This window comes from Paenibacillus xylanexedens (assembly GCF_001908275.1).
GTDB classification, from domain to species: Bacteria; Bacillota; Bacilli; order Paenibacillales; family Paenibacillaceae; genus Paenibacillus; species Paenibacillus xylanexedens_A.
The window spans coordinates 2,929,060-2,950,894 of the sequence record NZ_CP018620.1 but is presented as its reverse complement, the minus strand read 5'-3'; the positions used below and the strand labels follow the sequence as shown (position 1 = coordinate 2,950,894).

Below are 21,835 nucleotides of genomic sequence, written 5' to 3'. Positions count from 1 at the left end.
TATTGTCGTGTGGACACCTGCCGTGTTTGAGAAAATGTAGGTACTTACAGTTCAAATATATTGTTGGTAAGTCTTTTCGCAGATTTAAATAGTAGAAATATGCTTTAGTTGAAATATAAAAAGCTACCTCAGAAATGAGGCAGCTCTCATAATAATCGTTAATATTTTTGAGCGTCTATAAGTTCATCAAGGTCATACTTCAAATTATAATCAGTGTATATCACTCTAAGCCTTACAGCATCAGTAACCCTAGCCAACATCAAACTAATACTGGTTTTTTTCTTGTCAATTACCCAATTACATTCCAAAGCAACCGCACCTGAGAGTAGATTTTTTTCTATGTCATCGTCATAATGAACTCGCTTTCCATTTGGAGTTAAACCATCTTGGAAGTTAATTGAAGCATCATATTCGTCAAAGAGGTCACGTTTTATACTGAAGTATTTATAAACTCTGTCCATAGTCGTTTTCTTAAAATCATTAGGATAAATCTCGTATACTGCACGTACTAATTTGTTTTTGTAGAATATGTATACTAGTTTTGCGTTGACTCTGAATCCCGTTGTTTTGTACTCCAATAACGAGATATCCTTTATTTTTGATTGATCTAGCAATTTAGATTTTTCTTTCTTTTTAACCTGATTAACTGTCATACCCCAATTTACGTTCTTAAAATCATACTTAGTAGCTGCTGTTGCTGGTTCATATGTAGTTGAAACGACAAACAATAATAAAACTAAAAACGATAAAACCAACTTCTTCATATGTAGACCTCGTATCCTAAATTATGGAATGATTATACCATGCCAAAAGGAGCGGGTCTATGGGATTCGATAGAAGGGATTAGAACGCAGGGAATAAACACCAATAAAAGCCCCCCTCACCCAAGGTGAGTTGAATTGGGCCTACTTTAAACCGTATGCTCATCATTCTTTAATCGTCTTATCTCCGTTAACTCTCTTCTAATTCCCAGTACACGTCTATGAAGTACACTGCGGTCTATTGATTCAGCTACCGACTTTTTAAACTGGACATCCAAATCACTTAATTGCTCCTGAGCTAGTTTCTTTTTATGTATTGGTTTAACTTGAACTTTTGTAGTTTCAGGCTTGATAGGCTTCAATCTTTTCTGCTTCATAATCTGTTCAAATACGCTGTCCTCTTGACGCATGGTCTTCATTCCTTAATATGTGATGAACACATTGTATCATAACGAGAAGACGGTTGTTAAACGTCAGAGTACAAACAATTAAAGTGGGCATAAGATGAATGTTGTCTCATACGGGTTCATTATTTACGTGTAACAGCACTTTGCGACTCTACTCCAAAATGAGGTACGGTAGTTGCTCCGTACATACCAATACGTGCTCTCCAACAATAATGGGCTGCATCGCTCAACAAATTTCCCGATCCACCTCCTGTTCCACAGTTCACGAATGTTGTTTTCCTCATTCTGGATTGTCTTGTGGACACCTTCTAAAAGACGTGAATAATAAGGTTTATTTGTGATATTCACCCATTTGTTTCGGCATATTTCTGCGTCTCTAGCACTATGATAATTTCCTTTTTAATGATATAGTGAATTGAAGCGTTTTTTTGAGCTGACATACTTTTTAACGGGGCTGGGATGAATGAAAGAAACCTTATCCAATCAAGAGGACATCGGCTTTTTATTTAATGTCGATATACTTATTAAGAGCCGCTCAAATGCATTGGCACTGCAGTCCCTGTTGGAGTTCATAAACAATGAAGAACAAATTGCGGACTTTCGGATTCAATCCGGCATAGAGCTAGGCAAAATTATTGAAGCGACACTCCAGTCCAAGAAGGACTCTTTTGTCACACTTCACAACGAACGCAAAAAATCACAAGCCAACGCAGCACAGAAGGCGTCCACTGCAGCTCAGACACCTGCCTCACCTGCTCCAGTCAAAACACAGAATCAGCAAGAAAAACCGGTTAGCGAGAAAAAGCCTGCCACCCAAACATCCAATGTTTCCGATGGAAACTCGTTTGACGCGTGGATTGACACGCTCATTAAAGAGAATAAACTCACCCGTATTGTTGTCAATAACAAAAACGGTAAACATCAGAGCATTCCTTGCCGTATTCTGAATTTTGATCGAGATACCAGTATTGTGAGCATCTACCATGTCGATGAAAAACAGGTGTATACGTTCCGAACCAATGAAATCGATGAGTTTCTGTAACTAACTTCATCAGATTAAAACAAAAAGCAACTTGCGTTAGAATGACGGGACATTCTAACGCAAGTTGCTTTTTTAGTTCTATGGTTCATACAGGATTGAACCCTCAGAGATTTGTTTGGACCGATCAGGAGCGATCCTTACCTCGCTGCCATACATCTAATGCCAATAACAACCATCCGGCAATGAAGGCTACCCCACCAATCGGTGTGATGGCACCCAGAATCTTGATGCCAGAAATACTAAGCACATACAAGCTGCCTGAGAACACGATAATTCCGATAAACAACAGACGCGCTGCCCACTTCAGTTTTGTCGATGCTCCAAGTTGACCAGCCGTCAAGCCAATAATGAGCAAGGCCAATGCATGAATCATGTGATATTGCACACCCGTCTCATATGTAGCTATGGCCGCCGGTCCAATCGTATCCTTGAGCATGTGAGCACCAAACGCACCAATTGCCACCGACAGCATGGTCATTACAGCTCCAAGCATCATCCATCTACGTTGCATGTAAGTTCTCTCCCTTAATTCAACTACACTTCACACCTATTATTGTAGCGAATCCACTCCTCCTTTACCAGTCGGGGTGGAGCTTCATAGATCATATGTCTGTTTATACTTACTAAACCTATCCCTACCCTAAATATCGTAGAAAACTGGCGTAAATCCTTGATTTTTATCGATAATTATGGAAAAGTAAACAGGTATGTAATCGTTGTATTTTAAAAGGAGAATCATTACTCATCGATTAGGTTAATAACACTCAGTACGATGATTAAGGGAGGCAAGTCAACATTATGGATAATCGCGATTCCTATAATTCAGGGTATAACAACACGGATCAGGACCCTGACCATGCAGATTCATACAATAACAATGGGTATGAAGCATATCCGCCAGATCATGAAAGGCAACCAATGGTACCACTGAAACATTCCGGACCTGGGATCGCCAGCTTTGTCATTGGATTGGTTGCAATCTTGGGTTATATTCTGATATTCTTTATTGCCACCATGGCTGTAAACGAGTCCATCGGAGTTCTCACCCCGTTGCAGACAGAAGAGATCGCCTTGCATCCAGCAGTGGTTCTGGCTTCCTTAGCCATCCTGGTCTGCCTGATTCTCAATCTGGCCGGAGGCATCGTCGGAATTATTGGTCTTGTCCTCAAGAATCGAAAGAAAGTTTTTGCCATTATCGGAACCATATTAAATGGGATCATGATTCTGTTATTCGTTGGACTTATCTTGGTAGGCATGACGCTGATGTAACGCTTTGCATCAGCGTCATGTTTCCTTATAATTAAAATGAATGGGTTTACACATAAGTATAATCTATATTTTTTTGCCAAAATCATTGTTTTCAAAGGAGATTGACATGTCACGAATCAAAATTTTTGCGGACAGCACAAGTGATCTGGCTCCAGAATGGATCCAGCAGCACGATATCGGTATCATCCCCTTATATGTCGTGTTTGGTGAAGAGTCACTGAAAGACGGTGCTGAGATTAAGCCTGAACAGCTATATGAACGTGTTAGCCAAGATGGGCGTCTTCCCAAAACAGCTGCACCTTCCCCCGCTGATTTCATAACGGCATTTCAACCTTACATAGATCAAAGGGATGAGATTTTATATATCAGCTTATCTTCTGAACTTTCCTCTACCTATCAAAATGCACGACTAGCGAGTTCCGAGTTCCCGGAAGGTCGAATATCGGTCATTGACTCACAGAATCTCTCATCAGGAATTGCACTGATGGTGATGAAAGCTGTACATGCTGCTGATAAAGGGCAAAACCTGACTCAGATTACACACCTCATTGAGGCGATGAAATCAAATGTACGCACGGAGTTTGTTATCGATACACTGGAGTATCTGCATAAAGGCGGACGCTGTTCGGGCATGCAGAACCTGATTGGAAGCCTGTTGAAGATTCGTCCTGTCATCCGGGTAACAGATGGCAAGATGGCACCTGCCTATAAAGTGCGCGGCAAACGGGAGAAAGCTCTGGAACAAATGCTGAATAATACGCTCAGCCAGAAGGATCAGATCGATCCAGACCTGCTGATTGTTGTGCACACCATGGCTGAAGAGGATGCGCTTGACTTGCAGAAGTCTTTGCAGGAACAGACGGGTGCCCGAGTTGAACTAACCACTGCTGGTTGTGTAGTATGCAGTCACTGCGGCCCGAAAACGATTGGAATCATCTATAATACTGTTTTATAGTATCACACGTTACATCGTATCGTATTACCCAATCCTTTCTTCTAAATCTGTAGGGGTACATCCAATACTTGGACTGGCATACCGTTATAACTAAAAAGGGCATTCCGAGCTTAATCGCTCAGGATGCCCTTTAATAATTTTGCTAAACTTTTGAATGACCTACACTTGGTCCATTGCTCATTATGGTAATGGATCAATAACTTTTGGTCCGCAGATCATCCAGACTTTTGAATGCATATCCTTGCTTGCGAGCCTCATCAATGATGGAACCCAGAGCTTCCGTGTTATCTTTGGATACAGAATGAAGCAAAATGACAGCACCCGGATGGAGTTGTTTCAACACTTGTTGATGAGCATATTGTGCGCCACGCTGTACATTGGTATCCCAATCTTTATAAGCAACAGACCAGAACACATTCACATAACCCTGAGCATGACTCTCTGCAAGCGTACGATTGTTAAAAATTCCACGCGGTGGCCGTAAAAAGGTCGCTTGTTGACCCGTCAGCCGATTGACCTCCGACTTGACCTTCTCAAGTTCCTCTCTAAGCTTTTCATTGGAGATACGGGTCATATCCGGATGACTCCATGAATGATTACCGACAATATGACCCTCAGCCGCCATACGTTTGACCAACTCAGGCTGATCTTTCAGATAATGACCTGTCACAAAGAAAGCAGCCGGCACCTTCTTGGTACGCAAAACATCCAGTATGGCAGGTGTGAATCCATTCTCATACCCGTTATCAAACGTGAGATACAACTCCTTCTGTTTTGTATCCCCCAGGAAAATGGCATCATTATGTTGTAAGATTGATTTAAAGCCTTCCTGATCAATGGAGGGCAGTTGACCGTTTTGACTTTTTTTGAAGCCAAAGTGATACGCTCCGGTAACCGGTGATGCTTCAGTCTGTGCCGGTACCATACTGATGGATAACAGCCCCAACAGTATATATAGAACCATTCGCTTCATTCTATCCGCTCCTGTTCCTGAAAATTGGGTTAGTCGTTTGCACACACGAACACCTTCAGGTAATATGCCACAGGAACGGCTAATGTATGTAAATTATTAACGATCGAAACGTTTATTTTCAGGTTGTGGCGGAGATTGATGGAACAATTCAAGTAAGGTCTGAGGTTTGCCACTGGAAGCAAGCCATTCCCTCACGGTCTGTATGGCACGGGTCTGTCCATCTCCCCGATCACGCCATGTAAGCAGCTCGATAACTTTGATAATCAAGGCCGACATATTGTGATTATCCAGTTCAGACCGCTCTGCCCTCAGCTTGTGATACAAAGCCTCCTGCTCCCAATCCAGTAGAATCTCATCACCGATGGTTGGCTTCAAAAGTGTATACGCTCTGTCACAACCTTTACAACGAACCGTGCTGACCTGTTCATCTATAAATTCCGCTCGGATATCCTGCTGGCAATCCGGGCAATTGAACCCAACTTGTATGTTTTGTATGTTTTTGTTCATGACATTGTTCCTCCTGCGATGTGAGCATTTTGCATCATTCGATTCAAAATACTCCTTGGATATATGCATAATGCTTATGTATGTACTACATCTATACCCGATATTTTGTCGATTCACGCTTATTTTGAAGAAATCTGTAAGGTGCTATAATCTTGTAAATATGTTAAAATATTATACATATCATAGTAGGGAAAAGGCGGGATACTCATGTCAAAGGAAGAGCGCAACATAACCTGGCAATCATCCAGCATCAACAGGCAAGACCGGGAGAAGCATAATGGGCACCATAGTCGTGCCATATGGTTTACCGGGTTATCAGGTGCAGGAAAGTCATCCCTTGCATTTGCCCTGGAGCAGTATCTCTACGATCAAGGCGTACGCTGTTATGTTCTGGACGGGGATAATGTACGTCATGGACTGAACCGTGATCTCGGTTTTACAGCAGGGGATCGTCAAGAAAATCTGCGGCGAATTGGTGAAGTATCGAAGTTAATGGTAGATGCCGGGTTGTTTGTACTTTCGGCTTTTATCTCTCCTCATGAACAGGATAGGGAGATGGTCAGACAGTTATTTGAACCAGATGATTTCATTGAAATCTATGTGCGCTGTTCAATCCAAGAATGTGAGCGGCGTGATCCCAAGGGTCTATACAAAAAAGCCCGCAACGGTGACATCCCGCATTTCACAGGCATTTCCGCCCCCTATGATGTACCAAAATCTCCTTCATTTATCATCGATACAGAGCAATGGTCCATTGAGGAAGCAGTACAAGAGATCGTACAGCATTTGGAGCAGATTGGTGCTCTTCAACTGCCACTCCCTACGAAAACAGCCCTCGTTCATTAATTCTTGCTCATTATACAAACTACTTACATGAAAGGCGCACCAATCGTGGCGCGCCTCTTTACGTTATGTCATTGCTGGTTATACCATCGATAAATGAATAAAGAGAATAAGATACACATGCTCTATCATCACGTTTGAACGTCTTCTGATGTCCACTCACTTACTGCCCCACAACACCCGCTTGCATGTTCAAAAGTTTGCTGAACGTCCCTACCGGATCAGTAGATAACTGCTGGTACCCGCCCTCTTGAATCACCCGACCTTCATCAAGCACAATTACACGATCTGCCGTCCGAATCGTGGACAATCGGTGTGCAATCACGATAATGGTCACATGTCCTTTTAACCGTTCCAGCGCCTCATGGATGTACTGTTCATTCTCACTGTCGAGCGCACTCGTTGCTTCATCCAATACCAATACAGAAGGATTACGCAGCATGGCCCGGGCAAGCACCAATCGCTGACGTTCACCTCCGGATAGACGAATACCCCGATCACCAATGATCGTATCCAGACCCTGAGGCAGCTTCCGTACAAAAGCCGCAGAGGAGGAAAATTGCAAAGCCTGCCACATCTGTTCTTCACTTGCATTTGGATCAACCAGACGCAGATTCTCACGAATACTCGTATGAAACAGGAATGGGTCCTGGGAGACATATCCGATGGAACTTCGCCAGCTCAATAATCGTTCTTCTGACAGAGGCACACCGTCAATCAGAATACGACCAGTTTCAGGCCTTACGAGGCCCATAATCAGATCTATCAGCGTGCTCTTGCCTGCTCCGGATTTCCCTACAATTGCGGTCATACCCCTTGCTGGAATCGAAGCTTGCACATTTCGCAATGAGTACGTATCACTTCCCTCATAGCGATAGCAGACATCCTCACACGTGATAGATTCCTTCAGTTCCATAGGTTGAATCCCATCAGTTCCAACGTCTCCTGCCGAAGCAATCTCTTCACTAATCTCACGACTCTTCGCCGTCTGCGCTTGCAGTTCTCTGACCACCCGAAACGCAGGAAGCATGGAGCTGATGTACTCCAGATTGGACTGAATTGCCGTAAACCTTGGCCATAAGCGGGAAAAGATAAGGATGATGAGCAGCAGACTTGCTGGAGGCACCGTCATTACACGGAGAGAAAGATAGATGAATGCCGCAATAATGATTGCCGCGGACATCCGGTGAATCAGCTGTGTTCCACTGTTCAATTGGCTAAACTGAATGACATTGCGTTCTATCTGTCTGCACATGCGCTCAAACCAGTTCATGTGTGAACGCTCAAGCATGTTGCTCTTAATATCCTTGATTCCATTAAAATGCTCGGTAATGCCGTTATAATAACTTTGCGAGAATTCAGAGGTCTGGTCTCCGATCTGCTTGGCCCGCTTGACGAATTTTCTCAAGACAAAAAATAATAACAATCCACAGACCAGCACAAGTGCCGTCAGCTTAGCGGATAACCAGAAAGCAAGACCGATCTGAATGCCCGTAAAGATCAGAGAGGCAGCCATTTGCAGCATAATGCTCGTTCCTTGGCTCACACGTGCAAGTTCAGTCGTTAATATATGGTTAAAATCGGATTTTCGTTTTTGGAGAAAAAATGACCATTGCGCCATAATGATGGCAACATAGGTTTCCATGCGCAGCGTTCGTACAAATTGCTGCTGGATTCGAGTATTACGGATCGTCTGGAGACGCTGCATCCAGGCCTGTCCGGAGACAATCAACACAAAGGTGAACAATACGAGTAACAATTGGCTATTTTCAGAAAAACGATTCAACACGTCGCCAATCCAGGGAATGCTTAAGCCTGTGGAGCCCATCTCAAATATGCCAATCAGACTCAGCATCGGAACAAGCATGTAAATGCCGATCCCTTCCATGAGACTGATACAGATCATCCCTAGCAGATTCCAATATAAAATGGGCCCCGTGACATGATGCAACTTTCGCATGAAATACCTTAATTCCGAGATCATACTTTACCCCTTTCCGTCACCGTATACCTTTTAATTCGCCGCCAGAACCAGAGAAACGGACGTAACAGAAAGTACAGAAAAAACAAAGAACGTGGAAGCGGCAATTGATCCACATCCCATGTACTTGGATATAAACGTTCAATAAAGAAAAACCATTTCTGTTTTGTACTTCGAAGTTTAAACAGATACGATTGATAAGACTTCATATCAGCCGGACTTTCCAGCATGTCGTTCATGAACTTTGCGCCTTCGTTGGCTAATCGCTTGCCTTTACGGTCACTCAAGGACATCAAGGACCTGTACTCTACATCCAACGGCGTATTCAACAGATCTGAGGCTAAGTGAAGAGCCTGCGAACCGATCGATAAACGACCCTCCGCTTTCAGACGTCTCTCTAATTTCTTCACATCAAGTGGCATGCTGCGGATCATCTGGTCGATATCCAGTAACCAGCGCAGTCTGAACCAGCCGTGTCGTGCACCATGGGTTACGAGATAAGCCCATAGGTCTTCTTGTTCGAGCATACGGACAGGTGTCTGTGTGTATGAACTGAACCGGCTGCGTTTCCACAGCAATTCAAAATCGGTTTCTTTGCCCGAATCCGGGTTCAGGCGCCAATGGATCTCCACTTGAGTCCTTTTGACCGGATGGGTGTAACAGCTATGATGTTCCCGCCATTTCCAGCTGCGCACCGTAGGTGCCCGCTCCCCTTCCTTGGATACATATCCGAGGGTAGCCAGAATGCCTTCAGCCGCTTTCACATCATCAAACGGAATCAGGATATCCAGGTCTTTAGAGGTTCGCATCGATACATCGCCATAGAGATCATGGGCGAGCGCTGGCCCCTTTAGTGTAATATTGCGGATGCCGCGTTCACGAAAAGCTCCACACACCTGCTCCATTTCAGCTGTCAGATGTAACATGCGGAACGTATTGACCGTATATTGTTGTCTCAGACTCTCCATAACATCTACAGGAATGATTGCAGAGTTGAATTCTTTCATTTTCACATAAAGGACAGAATATAAGCGGTGATGATAGACCAGCCGCAGAAAGAGCTGCCAATCGGTTCCCTGCAAACGCGCCTTGAGTTCTTCAGGGGATAGGGCCGTCAGATCACCTCTAATCATGCTCAAAATCAGCTTAAGCTCCTTCGGAAACCCTGATGAATAGAGTTCACTTTCATGTATCATAGACAATCTCCCCAGATCCCTTCTCCGGACACCGTTTGCCAAACACACCGACAACCGTATATTGGTCCATAGTATCAGCTCCGGTCACGATCAATTTACCACTTCGCAGCCAGGCATGAGCCATCATATGTCCTTGCTTATTCCGTGCAGTCCCCATGTATAACGTACTCTCTATCTTGCGTCGCTCAAGCATCTTCATCCCGGCAATCGCCATTACAAGGCAGCGGCTTTCCCATAACGTATATTTACTGGCGAGCGAAATCGCTTTGGAAATATTCCGTATGGTGATGACCTCGCTGCGTTCGAGTCCTGTCATCGGTGTTTCTACCATAGGCGTACCCAGCCCTGGAGCGATTTTGGCAAATGGCATAGCCTTCTGAATGCGTGCCCAGCCAAGGAGGATATAGGCCTCCCATACCAGTCGACGCATCGACCGCGGGAGCGAGAGATAAACCTTTATTTTTCGCAACATGATTCTACACTCCGCGAGTAACGTCGATTAAACCTTCACGAGACAGATGTTCCAGGAATTGCACCACCTGCTCACGACATACATCTGGCTCAATCTCATACTCCGCTGCAAGTACCTCAACAACTTCACCCAGCGTGCGTTCCTCTGCGATCAGGTCCCAGATTCGTCCACCGGTACTCCCGAGATTATAGTATTTTCCAGAACTAATGCTCATCATAACTTTCTCACTGCCCATATCACTGACCAGATTGCCTTCCTTCCGGGTTACCCGGTCTTCCACATTCATCGGCGTAGTCGCTGTCATTGTCCTGTATGCACTCCTTTGCGTATATGATCTGTGATCCGATCCACCATCTCAAATGCTGTAAACTCAGCACCCGTTCTGACCAATCTGCCAATCTCCACACTTGCTGAAAGTCTTGAAGCCGTCTCGAACAGCCACTGTGCCAGCCCCTGTCTTGCAACGAGCCCACCACGGAACGTATGCGAGCATAACAGATGCAGTCGTTCCAGCCCCGTCACTTCAACCAGTTGAACAGATGTATGGTTTGCCTCCGGTTGTGGAGCAAGTTCAAATATTCCACCTAGTGGCACAGCCATCTCATGAAAATAGTGCTGAACAGGTATCGCATACTTCGTAATCTCTGCGTGAACCGTTGCGTACTCCTGCTCCTTCATGCCGAAGCCGTCCAGACTGGGTTGCCATAACTTCTGTTGCGGGTAACCAGGTGATACGATGGCTCTTCCCCCGGCATCCCAGGTCAGTGCAACAACATCATCGGTGAGAAGTGGATATCCGCGTGATGCCAGTGCGGCCGACAGTGTCGATTTGCCTGCTCCCGAATGTCCGACAAATGCGTAAGCCCAGCCATCAATAACCACTGCACTGCCATGCAATGGAAGGATGCCACGCTGCATCATAATGACCGCCATACAGGTGCCCAGGATGAATAATCTGACCTTTTTCTCATCTGCACCCGGTATGGGGGATACAACAATGCGCTTTCCTTGTTCCATTAGAAACAGACCTGTATCTTCGATTTTGAAAAAAAGACTGCCCTCTCGTGCCACAAAGTTGTCGTTGCCTACATCCCAATCCTCCCACAATGGGGTCAGATCTGAAGACTCGATGTGCACATCCACGACATCAAAATCAGTCTCCGCATCCTTGGGTGCGATCTGTAGTTCAGGCATTCGAATTTGGCTCGACCAGCGCAGACCATACGCCACATAATGCACAGGCAACAATGAACGACGCCTCCTTCGTAATAAAATGTAAAAAAAGCCCTTATATTCATGTTGCTCAATATAAGGGCGGAGGCGAAAAGCTGGATTTGTTGCATTTCCGCCCTTTAAGTATGATGACACTTCATAAAACTTAATAACTTAGGAAGTTGGATCGTACAGATCCGCATCGTGAACCGTTACCCAGTCAATTTGTCTGTAGCCAGTACCGGCCATCGTTTGATTGACTTCCAACACTTCAAGAGCTGGTGCTTGCCATTCCTTTTTTTCCATTTGCATCGTATTCACCTCCTTTTCGCACTTCTAAGTATGATGGCATATGGTAAAGCTTTCTAACTAGTTCCGTAGAGATCCGCATCGTGAACCGTAACCCAGTCGATATGTTTGTAACCTGTGCCCGCCATTGTTTGGTTGACTTCCAATATTTCCAGTGCTGGTTCTTGCCATTCCTTTTTTTCCCTTTGCATCGTATTCACCTCCTATCATGAGTCAAATGTAAGAAAAATCCGGGCCCACAGTTCACCGGGCTATATCAGAATTTCCGAATGAACCGATAGACAATCAGACTATGCATCATCAATCGCAGATCTGGATGTGAAGCAAGCTCTGGTCTCGGACTCGGAAAGTTCGCCAAGGCAGATTTGATACGCTCCGTGTTTAATATGCCAGCGACCTTGCTGTCAGAACACAAAGCACGTAACTCGGCAGTAAAAGCATCCCAATTGGGAATGATGCGATGTAACCAATCCGCCGGTTGTACACCCCGTACCCGTTGATTCAGTCTGACCTTGTCAGGCAACTCCGGTGAAGTAGCCCGGCGAATCAATGAACGATCCGTCCCGTGTTTCACATATTGTTCAATCGGAACGGACAGACAGAACCGGATGACTCTGGCATCACTTGTCGGATCACGTTCCCAAGCGCGGTAACGGAGAGAACATTTCGTAGCTACGGCACCATTTTTGTTCGCAATAGCCAGGTTATTAAATTTCTCGGCACGGACTTTGAGAGCATCCGCCTGGGCACCGCCCTGCAGGACAATAATGGATTTGAGTCGTTCCAGTACACCTGTTCTCTGCGCAAAGTCAGGATGAATCAACTGTACAGATGCCGCCTGACTGGCTCCTTTGGACTGCGCCTTGAACCAATCCGGATATGCCTTTTTCCCGGTGATCTTGGCTATACGGGAGAAGGGCATGCCTGTTCGTTCACTATACTGCTGCATCTCACGGAACCAGCGGTACCAGCGGCCACTTTTCAGTAGACTGGCGTAATAATCCAGAGCCGGGCCCCAGGAGATGGTGAAATTACCACGTGCGCCTGTGAGCAGGATGCCTGCATCTTGTTGGCTCGCTTTTTCATAGAATCCGCGAATCCAGAATGAATTTTCAAAGTATTTATAGGGCATTTCCATAATGTCGAGCCAGGTATCTACTTCACTAAGTGGACTTCTGCCTTCAAAATCAAGGTAGTTCTCTGTGATATTGCCGACATGATTAATGGTTGAACGTATGAAGGGCCGTTCGTCTGCGAGCAACGTTTTCGACGTATAATCTGTGAAATCCGGTACCGGAACATAACTATAGGCCTGCAGCCGTTTACCCTGACTTCTCAGTGTTCCGGAAGCAAAACCAACCACGGCTCCCGAGTCCAGTCCACCACTTAATGCAGCAGCCACCTGCCTGTGCGTTCGCAAGCGTGATCCAACCGCCTGCCCAAATACCTCCCGAAACGCTTCTACATACTCGCCATCGGATTTAAGCCTTAGAGGCTCGACTTCATTCCAGCGATGATATTGCTTCAGCTCCAGTCTCCCATCCCGGAAGACAAGTGTATGTGCAGAAGGCAGCTGGCTTATTCCCCGATATACGGTTGAATTGATATCTGCTGAATCATGCATGTCAGGAATGGCAAGGAATTCAGACAACCAGGTCTCATCAAGTTCTTTATGTACCCCTTCAAGCCCGAGCAACGGATTCATAAGTGTGCAGAAAGCAAAACGTGAACCATCATGTCGGTAATAAAAAGCTCTCATGCCTGTAATATCTCTTGCTGCATACAGTTTGCGATTCCGCTCATCCCATATCGCGAATACAAAATCCCCCAGCAATCGGACGGCTACATCGTCTCCCCAGCGCTGATAGGCACGCAGGATCAATTCACTATCCGCCAACATAGCCAGTTCAGCTCTGGATATCTGTAATTGATCTGCCAGTTGTTCCCGGTTATCCAGAATCGCATCTGCCGTGATGGTCAGACCACTTTCCTCATCATATAAAGGCAACTTCTCGCTAACCGATTCCGGTGTAATCCATTGGGCATGACAGCTGAGGAACGCCTCATTGCCTTTCCACACTCCTGTTGTATCCGCAGGGACATGCCCCAGGCTTGCGTACAGACGCCAGCTGTCTTCCCATAGCGCCTGCTGACCATCGTTGTGAACAATTCCTGCTATGGCGCTCATGACTTGCCTCCCCGTAGAATCTTGCGCTGTGAAGCCCAGGCGCTGATCTGATGACCAAATGGTACCCATGATTTGATACGCTGTATTTTGCTTTGAGCAGAAGCCAGCTGGACTTTCAAGCGTTCTCGCTCACTGTAACCCCGTTCCAGACGATGATCTGCTGCACGTAATGCGGCTTGCAGCTGTCTGATCGTTACCAGTGCAGCTAGCGTCGGGTCTGTCTTTTCCTGTTCTTCGACAACTGGGTCATTAAGATTCCCAACCGGATCATGAACGACAGAATCTGCCGGCTGCATTCGGTATTGTGGTTGCCACTGGCAACCGGTCGCTGCTGTCAACTGATGCGTGATTCGGTCAATGACCTCTTGATCCGGACTTGCATCATAATGTACACCCGTCCATTGTTCGGCTTCTGCCAGCTGTTCACTGTATCCCATCTGGTGGAACAGATCTGCCCCCATCACACGGCAATACAGTTCAACTTCATGGGGTTCTAATATTTTTTTCCAGTTGTTAACAGAACCCTGATGTGCCTCTTGATGCGAAGAGAGGAAAGGATCACCCACGCCCATACTGTAGAACATGTCAGACTTGGCACTGTCCAGAAACTGTCCATACTGCTCCATTCCCTGTTCATATCGAATTCCCAGAAACGCGCATAGTTTCTCAAGTTCTTCCTGAGGATTGGAAACCAATCGTTCATATTGCAATTCATATGCATTGGAATGGGGTTTGGCAAAATAATCATTCAAGCGGAGCATCCCAAGTGTGAGATCTACGGATTTCATATTTAATTTGGGGCTCTGCAGACTATGAATCAGGTCGAATCCTTCTCCTGTGTGGTGGTTTACCTTTTTGAATGATGCAGCTACGGCCAGAGGATTACGCTGGAGATGAATACGCTTGGACTGAGGGAACAGACGATCCAGCCATTCCAGCATGTAATAGTATCGTGGAGATTTATCAACGATGAAGTCTGCTCCGCTCCCTTCCAGGAATCCATTGTAGATCTCAAGAGCAAAACTTCTGCACGCCTTCTCGAAGACATCCTCAGATACCATGGCATTGTAGAACTGACGCATGATGGAGCTGCCACCATAAGCACGTGAATCAGCCTTGGGCAAATCGACAAGATTCATCAGAAACCACATTTCCTGGGTGGCAAATATACGACTATGATTTTGCAGCATTACGGTGGATAAGGAACTACCACTGCGGGGAACACATAGTAAGAAAACAAGTCCGTTACCTTGAGCGTCGATCAATGGCAGCCTCTCCTCTGTTCATTAGTATAAATATGTAGCTGGGATAGACCAGACTCTACCTTTGTGTTTGGCAAAACGAGTAATATGCACGCTATAGGTCAGCATTTTGCAATATTCCGTCGGAAGTTCACCTGGGAATGAAGCAAAACACATGGTTACATTCGACAACTCTCAGATACAATATGTATTTATAGTTTTACTCTATGATACAAAATGTATCATGTCAATCTTTTATTTTCACCTTTTCATAAATTCATACTCTTTCACTGTATTCTGCTGTCTGTCATTTAAGCACTTATTCATGATCAATTATGTTCTGATTGCACAAACGCGAATAAGCTCCAGACATGTTCTGTGAGGAACAATGCCTGAAGCCATACGTAATCCGTTGAGAAACTTAATATGAAAACGGGTAAACAACCATCAGGTAAACTTTACATCTGAACTTTTCCCAGGAGCTCCAACGCTCCCATTTCGCTCTTCTTCCTGATCTGCCCGTGTAGCATCCTGCATTCCCTCCTGTACCTTCACGGTTAACAATACGGCAATGCCCGCGACGAAAAAGAAAATTAACGACAAAATACCCCAACGTGTGGAACCCGTGATCTGCCCAACATAACCAAACACAAATGGACCAAAGATCGAAGAGAATTTGCCTGTAATATTCACAAAACCAAAATACTCTCCTGTTCTGCCAGCTGGCATCAGATTGCTAAACAGGGAACGCGCTGTGGATTGACTCACACCCTGCACAACACCAACCAACCCGGCGAGCACATAGAAGTGAATCGCTTGTGTCATGAAATAACCGAGAATCACAATACATATGTAGACCGATAAGCTAACGATTAATACCTGCTTTGCTCCCCAACGCTGTGCCCATGCTCCCAGTAATAATGTACACGGGAACCCGATGAACTGGGTTAACAGTAGCGCGAGCATCAGGTCGGCTGTGCCTATGCCTATACTTGTCCCATAAATCGTAGCCATCAGAATGATGGTATTAATGCCGTCATTAAAAAACCAGAAAGCCACCAACATGCGGATTAACTGGGGAAAACGCCGCATCTGACGAAAGGTTTGCCGCAGTCTGCGTACGCCCACCGCAGCATACCCTGTCCACGTTCCGGGCAGATCCGGTGATGCAGGCCGTCTCAGAGCATGGCGAAAGATCGGTATCGAGAACAGCAACCACCACAACGAGACGGAGATAAAAGCAAGTCTTGTGCCTGCCAGTGTACTGCTCATCCCGAACCAGCCCGGTTGCTGAATCATCAGCAGGTTCACCGCAAGCAGCAAACCTCCTCCAATATAACCATAGGCATAACCTTTGGAGGATATCATGTCCCTTCTTTCCACAGGTACCAGATCCGGCAGCATTGCATCGTAAAAGGTGTTACCACCCGCAAAACCGATCGTAGATATGACCAGCAACGCGGAAGCAAGGAACCAGTCCCCTTCACCGATTGCGCTGAATCCCAATGTAGCAAGGACGCCTATAATTGCAAATACACGCAGGAAGTCGCCTTTCCGTCCTGACAAATCAGCCAGCGTGCCTAGCAACGGTGTTAGCAGAGCTACGCACAACATGCCAATGGAGTGTGTATAGGCCAGGTAGGAGGCGGCGGTATCCGTATCCAGCGTTGTTGCAGCCACCGAAGCATAGAATACAGGCAGTACTGCGGCCAGCACAGTTGTCGCGTAAGCCGAGTTGGCCCAATCATACATAATCCAAGCCTTGATCGCCTTTTTATTCACATGAATCCTTCCTTTACATGCATCTATTAAATGATTGATGTCTTTCTCCTATTGTATAGGAAGGATATCACACTTGTTCACTTTTTCTGTAAAAAATGGGGCAGTTCTGTTCTTACGACTCACCTTACCTCTGAGGTGAACTTGCGTAATTGTATCATTTTATATCCACTCTCATCACATATCGTCCTCGCCCGTGAATATACTTAATTACCGACAGGCCAAACTGTGCCGCGTAATCAATGGGGGGTGCCTACATGTCAAATTCACACCAGCCTTACTCGTTCGTTGTGTCGAAGGAAGATTGGTCGCTTCACCGCAAAGGGTACCAGGACCAACAGCGCCATCAGCAAAAGGTGAAAGATGTCATCAAGCAGAATCTGCCTGATCTGATTACCGAAGAAAACATCATCATGTCTGATGGAAAACAAATCATCAAGGTACCAATCCGCAGTCTGGATGAGTACCGTTTTGTGTATAACTACCAGAAGCAAAAACATGTCGGTCAAGGAGACGGTGACAGTCAGGTCGGAGACGTCATCGGTCGTGATCCCGCTGCTTCGCAGAAACCCGGCAAAGGTGAAAAAGCTGGCGATCAGCCTGGCCATGATATTGTGGAAGCCGAAGTTAGTATTGAGGAATTGGAAGATATGCTCTTCGCTGAGCTGGAATTACCCGATCTGAAGCAGAAAGACAAAGACCTGATTGAGACACATACGGTAGTTTTCAACGATATTCGCAAAAAAGGCATGCAGTCCAATATTGACAAGAAACGTACCATTCTGGAGAATCTGCGCCGCAATGCAACGACTGGTACGCCAGGCATCCATCACATCAGTCCGGATGACCTGCGCTACAAGACATGGGAAGACAAAATCATTCCACAATCCAATGCCGTTATTATTGCCATGATGGATACATCCGGGTCCATGGGTTCGTTTGAAAAATACTGCGCACGCAGCTTCTTCTTCTGGATGACCCGTTTTCTACGTCGTCAGTATGAGAAAGTTGAGATTGTTTTCCTCGCCCATCATACGGAAGCCAAGGAAGTAACCGAAGAAGAGTTCTTTACCCGTGGCGAGAGCGGAGGCACCATCTGCTCCTCTGTATATATGAAGGCACTGGATATTATTGACAGCCGGTATCCACCTTCCAGCTACAACATCTACCCTTTTCACTTCTCTGACGGGGATAATCTGACCTCGGATAACGAACGGTGTGTGAAGCTGATCGGTGAGTTAATGAAGCGTAGCAATATGTTTGGATACGGCGAAGTGAATCAGTACAACCGCAGCAGCACACTGATGTCGGCTTACCGTCACATCAAGATGGATCAGTTCATGTATTATGTGATCAAAGAAAAAGGCGAAGTGTACAAAGCTTTGCGCAGCTTTTTCCAGAAACGGGAAGGAGGCAGCGTTAGATGACAGATGAGATCCGCGACCTAGAATACGCTATTGCCGAGATTATGGAGATTGCCAATGGTTTTGGTCTGGATTATTACCCCATGCGGTACGAAATCTGCCCATCGGATATTATTTATACATTTGGAGCCTACGGCATGCCGACCAGATTCAGCCACTGGAGCTTTGGCAAAACATTTCATAAGATGAAAATGCAATACGATTTTGGACTCAGCAAAATTTATGAGCTTGTCATCAACTCCAACCCTTGTTATGCCTTCTTGCTGGATGGCAATTCCCTGATTCAGAACAAATTGATCGTAGCCCACGTATTGGCACACTGCGATTTTTTCAAAAACAATGCCCGCTTCTCCAAATCCAACCGTAATATGGTTGAAAGCATGGCCGCTACGGCGGATCGGATCAGCAATTATGAGATGGAGTACGGAACGGAAGCGGTTGAAGCATTTATCGATGCTGTGATCGCAATTCAGGAACATGTGGACCCACAGCTGATTAAACCCCGCCATTTGGACAAACAACGTTACATGGAGATGAAAATGCGGGAGCAGCGCGGTGAGAAAAAACCACGGCCGGAAGGTCGCTATGATGATCTATGGTCACTTGATGACGTGCAGACGGAAGAAGCACCCGCTGAAGGTATTCAGGTCCATCATTTTCCGCCTGAACCGGAGAAGGATGTCATGTGGTTTATTCAGGAATTCTCCGAAGTGTTGACCGACTGGCAGCGGGATATCATGAGTATGATGCGTGAAGAGATGTTATATTTCTGGCCACAGATGGAAACCAAAATCATGAATGAAGGCTGGGCATCCTACTGGCATCAACGCATTATCCGTGAACTCGATCTGAACAGTGAGGATACGATCGAATTTGCGAAGCTCAACTCCTCCGTGGTGCAGCCATCCAAACAAAGTCTGAATCCGTATTATTTGGGACTGAAGATTTTCGAGGATATTGAACGGCGCTGGGAAAACCCAACCCGTGAAGAACAGGAACGTTGGGGCCGCAAACCAGGGCAAGGTCGTGCCAAAATGTTCGAGGTGCGTGAATTCGATTCCGATACCTCCTTTATCCGCAATTACATGACCAAACAATTAACCGAGGATCTGGACCTCTACGTATTTGAGAAAAAAGGCCCGGACTGGAAAATCACCGACAAGTCCTGGGAGAACATACGGGATCAGCTCGTATTTTCACGTGTCAACGGGGGCTCCCCTTACTTGGTCGTGCAAGATGCTGATTATCTGCGGACAGGGGAACTCGTGCTCAAACATCAATATGAAGGCATTGAGTTGGATCTGAAATATATGGAACGCACCCTGCCTTATCTGTATCGCCTCTGGGGACGTACCGTACATGTGGAGACACGTGTCGAGGATAAACCGATCTGGTTTACGTATGACGGCAAGAAGCACCACCGCAAGTTTATGTAAGGTTTTCGATTATCATGATTGGAAACGAAAAGATAAGGCAAAAAAAGTGGCAAGTTCTCCACATACACGGGAACTTGCCGCTTGGCATGTTTGTGAAGATATTATCGATATTCAATCAAATATTGAAATTCTTTCTCTTTTTCAAGTGTCTCTCTCGTAATTTGAGGACAATAAATTAACAAACTCGGCCTTCCATCTTCTTTATTAAAGATATAAATTGTAGGAATTAATGAAAACCCATTCTCCATTAAACAATAATATAATTTATTGAAAGGCTTCATGATATATCCAACTTTTTCATTAGTCTCGAAATTCAGAACCTGAATAGCCATTTCATCGTTTGGATTGTCATTGTCGTATTGCAAAGCTAACCTAGTATCCTTTGATAATTGTTTATTATTTTTTTTTGTATATGACCATCCTGCAATTTCGATATCTAATAATAACGATTGATTTTCATACACAACAGGAGCGATAAGTGAAAGCGAATCTGTTGCTAATCTGCCTTTAGTCAAACATAAGTAGTCCCATACTAGATCTTCTCCATTGCTGAGATTATGTTCTTCCAGTAACTTCTTGAAAACAGCTCTGTTAACACCTGGAGTTCTTCGCTCAAAAATTGAGAATAATTTATCACTTTTATACACTTTAATTTCGTCACTAAAGCCGATGAAAGGCGAAAAACCATGTTCTTTAGCGGCATTTAGAGAGTTATTTTCGTATTGAAAAATGTATACTTTGTTCTTTTTTTCAAGAATTCCCACTAAAAAATTTTCCCCTTGCGGACCTTTCCAAAATACCAAAAGTTTATTATAAATATATTTCATTTCAATAACTCCTCTAACATTAAGTCACGCCGTACAACTAAAAACCTGTTAACAAATTCCTTTTGAATATCACTCATTACAACAGAAGGAATTTCATTAATACACTGATAAATTTTAGTATCAGTTAATTGTAAAAGCGATGAAGCGTATTTTTTAATCTCAGGAGATATTTGAATCACCTTTTTTAAAAATTCAAAAAAATTCATTTTCCTATTATCTTCAATATGCCCCCAACGTATCTGGGGAGATGCTTTCTTATTAAATAGATAGGAATGGAACATTTGTTTGTCCTTAAACATTAGTTCTATTCTACGTTCAGGTAACTCTCTACCAAGAGACGATGAGTTATCGTAGAATGGCGCAAAACTGATTCTCGAAGAAACTTCATCTCTGACTATCCCAAAGTTATCCTGATGTCTATCTGTGTTCCCGATAAGTGTGTCAAATATAATCATTTTATATAAGTCATCCAACATATTTCTCTGAGCAAACAACTTTAATAATAATTGATAACTATATATTTCTTTGTTTCCTTTTAAACGCTGGCGGTCGTAACTATCATCGAATTCCATGATCATGTCAGCGCCCTCAATAAGACTCTCCAAGTCTTCCTCTATAAATGAATGACACAATGCACCATATATTAATGAAACGCCTTGAAATCTTGCTTCATCTAAATAATAATCTCGAAAAAAAACAGGACTCGCCTCAACACACCCTATATCAACTTTATGAACATTAAAACCTAATACTTTTCCTATGTCAGAAGCTAATTTCTCGGACCACATCTCTCCCGTTACTTCCTCGATGATTTTGTTTCCACTTGTCAAAGAAACGGGCAATTTAAATAAAACTAATTTATTATTTTCTGGATGCCGATACCATCTTTTCTCTTTGGAGCCAGATACACTTAATGTTTCGCTTTTCCAATTACTAATATCCAGGATAGTATACATAGACTGTTCGGCTCCTATTTGCAGGATTTCTTACTTAAATGTATTGGAGAATTACCC

At 44.7% G+C, this 21,835-nt stretch carries 23 protein-coding genes; 6 read left to right on the top strand and 17 right to left on the bottom strand.

All coding sequences use genetic code 11. From position 1 onward, the window contains the following. Positions 1 to 158 precede the first annotated feature (158 nt). Together BS614_RS13225 and BS614_RS13220 are read right to left on the bottom strand one after the other, a co-directional pair. Complete coding sequence (locus BS614_RS13225) at positions 159 to 764, bottom strand: hypothetical protein (protein ID WP_074094349.1); 606 nt, start codon at positions 762 to 764, stop codon at positions 159 to 161. A 146-nt stretch (positions 765 to 910) separates the two neighbouring features. Next, positions 911 to 1,171, bottom strand: a complete 261-nt coding sequence (locus tag BS614_RS13220) for a hypothetical protein (protein WP_074094348.1) — start codon at positions 1,169 to 1,171, stop codon at positions 911 to 913. Between the two features lie 460 nt (positions 1,172 to 1,631). Between BS614_RS13220 and BS614_RS13215 the strand changes: the two genes are divergently transcribed. Beyond that, the gene (locus BS614_RS13215; protein ID WP_074094347.1) at positions 1,632 to 2,210 is read left to right on the top strand and encodes a hypothetical protein; all 579 of its coding nucleotides are present in this window, start codon (positions 1,632 to 1,634) and stop codon (positions 2,208 to 2,210) included. Positions 2,211 to 2,334: 124 nt separating this feature from the next. On the opposite strand, the gene BS614_RS13210 is transcribed toward BS614_RS13215, so the two are convergent. Then, a complete protein-coding gene (locus BS614_RS13210; protein WP_017689551.1) occupies positions 2,335 to 2,721 on the bottom strand; it encodes a DUF423 domain-containing protein in 387 nt (128 codons plus the stop codon). Between the two features lie 287 nt (positions 2,722 to 3,008). On the opposite strand from BS614_RS13210, the gene BS614_RS13205 reads away from it, so the two are divergent. Continuing rightward, positions 3,009 to 3,479, top strand: a complete 471-nt coding sequence (locus BS614_RS13205; protein WP_074094346.1) for a hypothetical protein — start codon at positions 3,009 to 3,011, stop codon at positions 3,477 to 3,479. A 106-nt stretch (positions 3,480 to 3,585) separates the two neighbouring features. Further along, entirely contained in the window at positions 3,586 to 4,434 is an 849-nt protein-coding gene (locus tag BS614_RS13200; RefSeq protein ID WP_074094345.1) for a DegV family protein, read from the top strand. Between the two features lie 193 nt (positions 4,435 to 4,627). On the opposite strand, the gene pdaA is transcribed toward BS614_RS13200, so the two are convergent. Together pdaA and BS614_RS13190 are read right to left on the bottom strand one after the other, a co-directional pair. Then, the gene (pdaA, locus tag BS614_RS13195; RefSeq protein ID WP_074094344.1) at positions 4,628 to 5,407 is read right to left on the bottom strand and encodes a delta-lactam-biosynthetic de-N-acetylase; all 780 of its coding nucleotides are present in this window, start codon (positions 5,405 to 5,407) and stop codon (positions 4,628 to 4,630) included. Positions 5,408 to 5,503: 96 nt separating this feature from the next. Continuing rightward, positions 5,504 to 5,914 carry a hypothetical protein gene (locus tag BS614_RS13190; RefSeq protein WP_074094343.1) on the bottom strand — a complete coding sequence of 137 codons (411 nt, stop codon included), beginning with the start codon at positions 5,912 to 5,914 and terminating at the stop codon, positions 5,504 to 5,506. Between the two features lie 207 nt (positions 5,915 to 6,121). Between BS614_RS13190 and cysC the strand changes: the two genes are divergently transcribed. Beyond that, entirely contained in the window at positions 6,122 to 6,760 is a 639-nt protein-coding gene (gene cysC / locus BS614_RS13185; protein ID WP_017689556.1) for an adenylyl-sulfate kinase, read from the top strand. A 160-nt stretch (positions 6,761 to 6,920) separates the two neighbouring features. Here cysC and BS614_RS13180 read toward each other — a convergent pair whose 3' ends face one another. The 10 genes from BS614_RS13180 to BS614_RS13145 all read right to left on the bottom strand — a co-directional run bounded on the left by BS614_RS13180 (position 6,921) and on the right by BS614_RS13145 (position 17,138). Next, the gene (locus tag BS614_RS13180) at positions 6,921 to 8,738 is read right to left on the bottom strand and encodes an ABC transporter ATP-binding protein (protein ID WP_167544446.1); all 1,818 of its coding nucleotides are present in this window, start codon (positions 8,736 to 8,738) and stop codon (positions 6,921 to 6,923) included. After that, positions 8,738 to 9,871: a nucleotidyltransferase domain-containing protein gene (locus tag BS614_RS13175; protein ID WP_244898332.1), complete on the bottom strand. Its 1,134-nt coding sequence runs from the start codon at positions 9,869 to 9,871 to the stop codon at positions 8,738 to 8,740. The genes BS614_RS13180 and BS614_RS13175 overlap by 1 nt, the downstream gene beginning before the upstream one ends. Before the next feature lie 52 nt (positions 9,872 to 9,923). Further along, on the bottom strand, positions 9,924 to 10,406 hold the full coding sequence (locus tag BS614_RS13170) for a lasso peptide biosynthesis B2 protein (protein ID WP_074094340.1): 483 nt from the start codon (positions 10,404 to 10,406) through the stop codon (positions 9,924 to 9,926). Between the two features lie 4 nt (positions 10,407 to 10,410). Next, positions 10,411 to 10,710, bottom strand: a complete 300-nt coding sequence (locus BS614_RS13165; protein WP_017689560.1) for a lasso peptide biosynthesis PqqD family chaperone — start codon at positions 10,708 to 10,710, stop codon at positions 10,411 to 10,413. Continuing rightward, a complete protein-coding gene (locus BS614_RS13160) occupies positions 10,707 to 11,654 on the bottom strand; it encodes a phosphoenolpyruvate carboxykinase (ATP) (protein ID WP_074094339.1) in 948 nt (315 codons plus the stop codon). Before BS614_RS13160 ends, BS614_RS13165 begins: the two co-directional genes overlap by 4 nt. 138 nt (positions 11,655 to 11,792) lie before the next feature. Further along, positions 11,793 to 11,930, bottom strand: a complete 138-nt coding sequence (locus BS614_RS31490) for a paeninodin family lasso peptide (RefSeq protein ID WP_017689562.1) — start codon at positions 11,928 to 11,930, stop codon at positions 11,793 to 11,795. A 53-nt stretch (positions 11,931 to 11,983) separates the two neighbouring features. Then, complete coding sequence (locus tag BS614_RS31485) at positions 11,984 to 12,118, bottom strand: paeninodin family lasso peptide (protein WP_105598020.1); 135 nt, start codon at positions 12,116 to 12,118, stop codon at positions 11,984 to 11,986. 65 nt (positions 12,119 to 12,183) lie between these two features. After that, positions 12,184 to 14,115, bottom strand: coding sequence for an asparagine synthase-related protein (locus tag BS614_RS13155; RefSeq protein ID WP_074094338.1), 1,932 nt, complete (start codon positions 14,113 to 14,115; stop codon positions 12,184 to 12,186). Further along, positions 14,112 to 15,380 carry a sulfotransferase family protein gene (locus BS614_RS13150; protein ID WP_074094337.1) on the bottom strand — a complete coding sequence of 423 codons (1,269 nt, stop codon included), beginning with the start codon at positions 15,378 to 15,380 and terminating at the stop codon, positions 14,112 to 14,114. Before BS614_RS13150 ends, BS614_RS13155 begins: the two co-directional genes overlap by 4 nt. Before the next feature lie 423 nt (positions 15,381 to 15,803). Further along, positions 15,804 to 17,138, bottom strand: a complete 1,335-nt coding sequence (locus tag BS614_RS13145) for an MFS transporter (RefSeq protein WP_074094336.1) — start codon at positions 17,136 to 17,138, stop codon at positions 15,804 to 15,806. Between the two features lie 254 nt (positions 17,139 to 17,392). Here BS614_RS13145 and yhbH point away from each other — a divergent pair, with 254 nt between their 5' ends. After that, a complete protein-coding gene (gene yhbH / locus BS614_RS13140; RefSeq protein WP_074094335.1) occupies positions 17,393 to 18,562 on the top strand; it encodes a sporulation protein YhbH in 1,170 nt (389 codons plus the stop codon). After that, on the top strand, positions 18,559 to 19,995 hold the full coding sequence (locus BS614_RS13135; protein WP_074094334.1) for a SpoVR family protein: 1,437 nt from the start codon (positions 18,559 to 18,561) through the stop codon (positions 19,993 to 19,995). The genes yhbH and BS614_RS13135 overlap by 4 nt, the downstream gene beginning before the upstream one ends. A gap of 101 nt (positions 19,996 to 20,096) precedes the next feature. On the opposite strand, the gene BS614_RS13130 is transcribed toward BS614_RS13135, so the two are convergent. After that, complete coding sequence (locus tag BS614_RS13130) at positions 20,097 to 20,822, bottom strand: HIRAN domain-containing protein (RefSeq protein WP_074094333.1); 726 nt, start codon at positions 20,820 to 20,822, stop codon at positions 20,097 to 20,099. Further along, entirely contained in the window at positions 20,819 to 21,778 is a 960-nt protein-coding gene (locus tag BS614_RS13125; protein WP_074094332.1) for a HipA domain-containing protein, read from the bottom strand. The genes BS614_RS13130 and BS614_RS13125 overlap by 4 nt, the downstream gene beginning before the upstream one ends. Between the last annotated feature and the right edge of the window lie 57 nt (positions 21,779 to 21,835).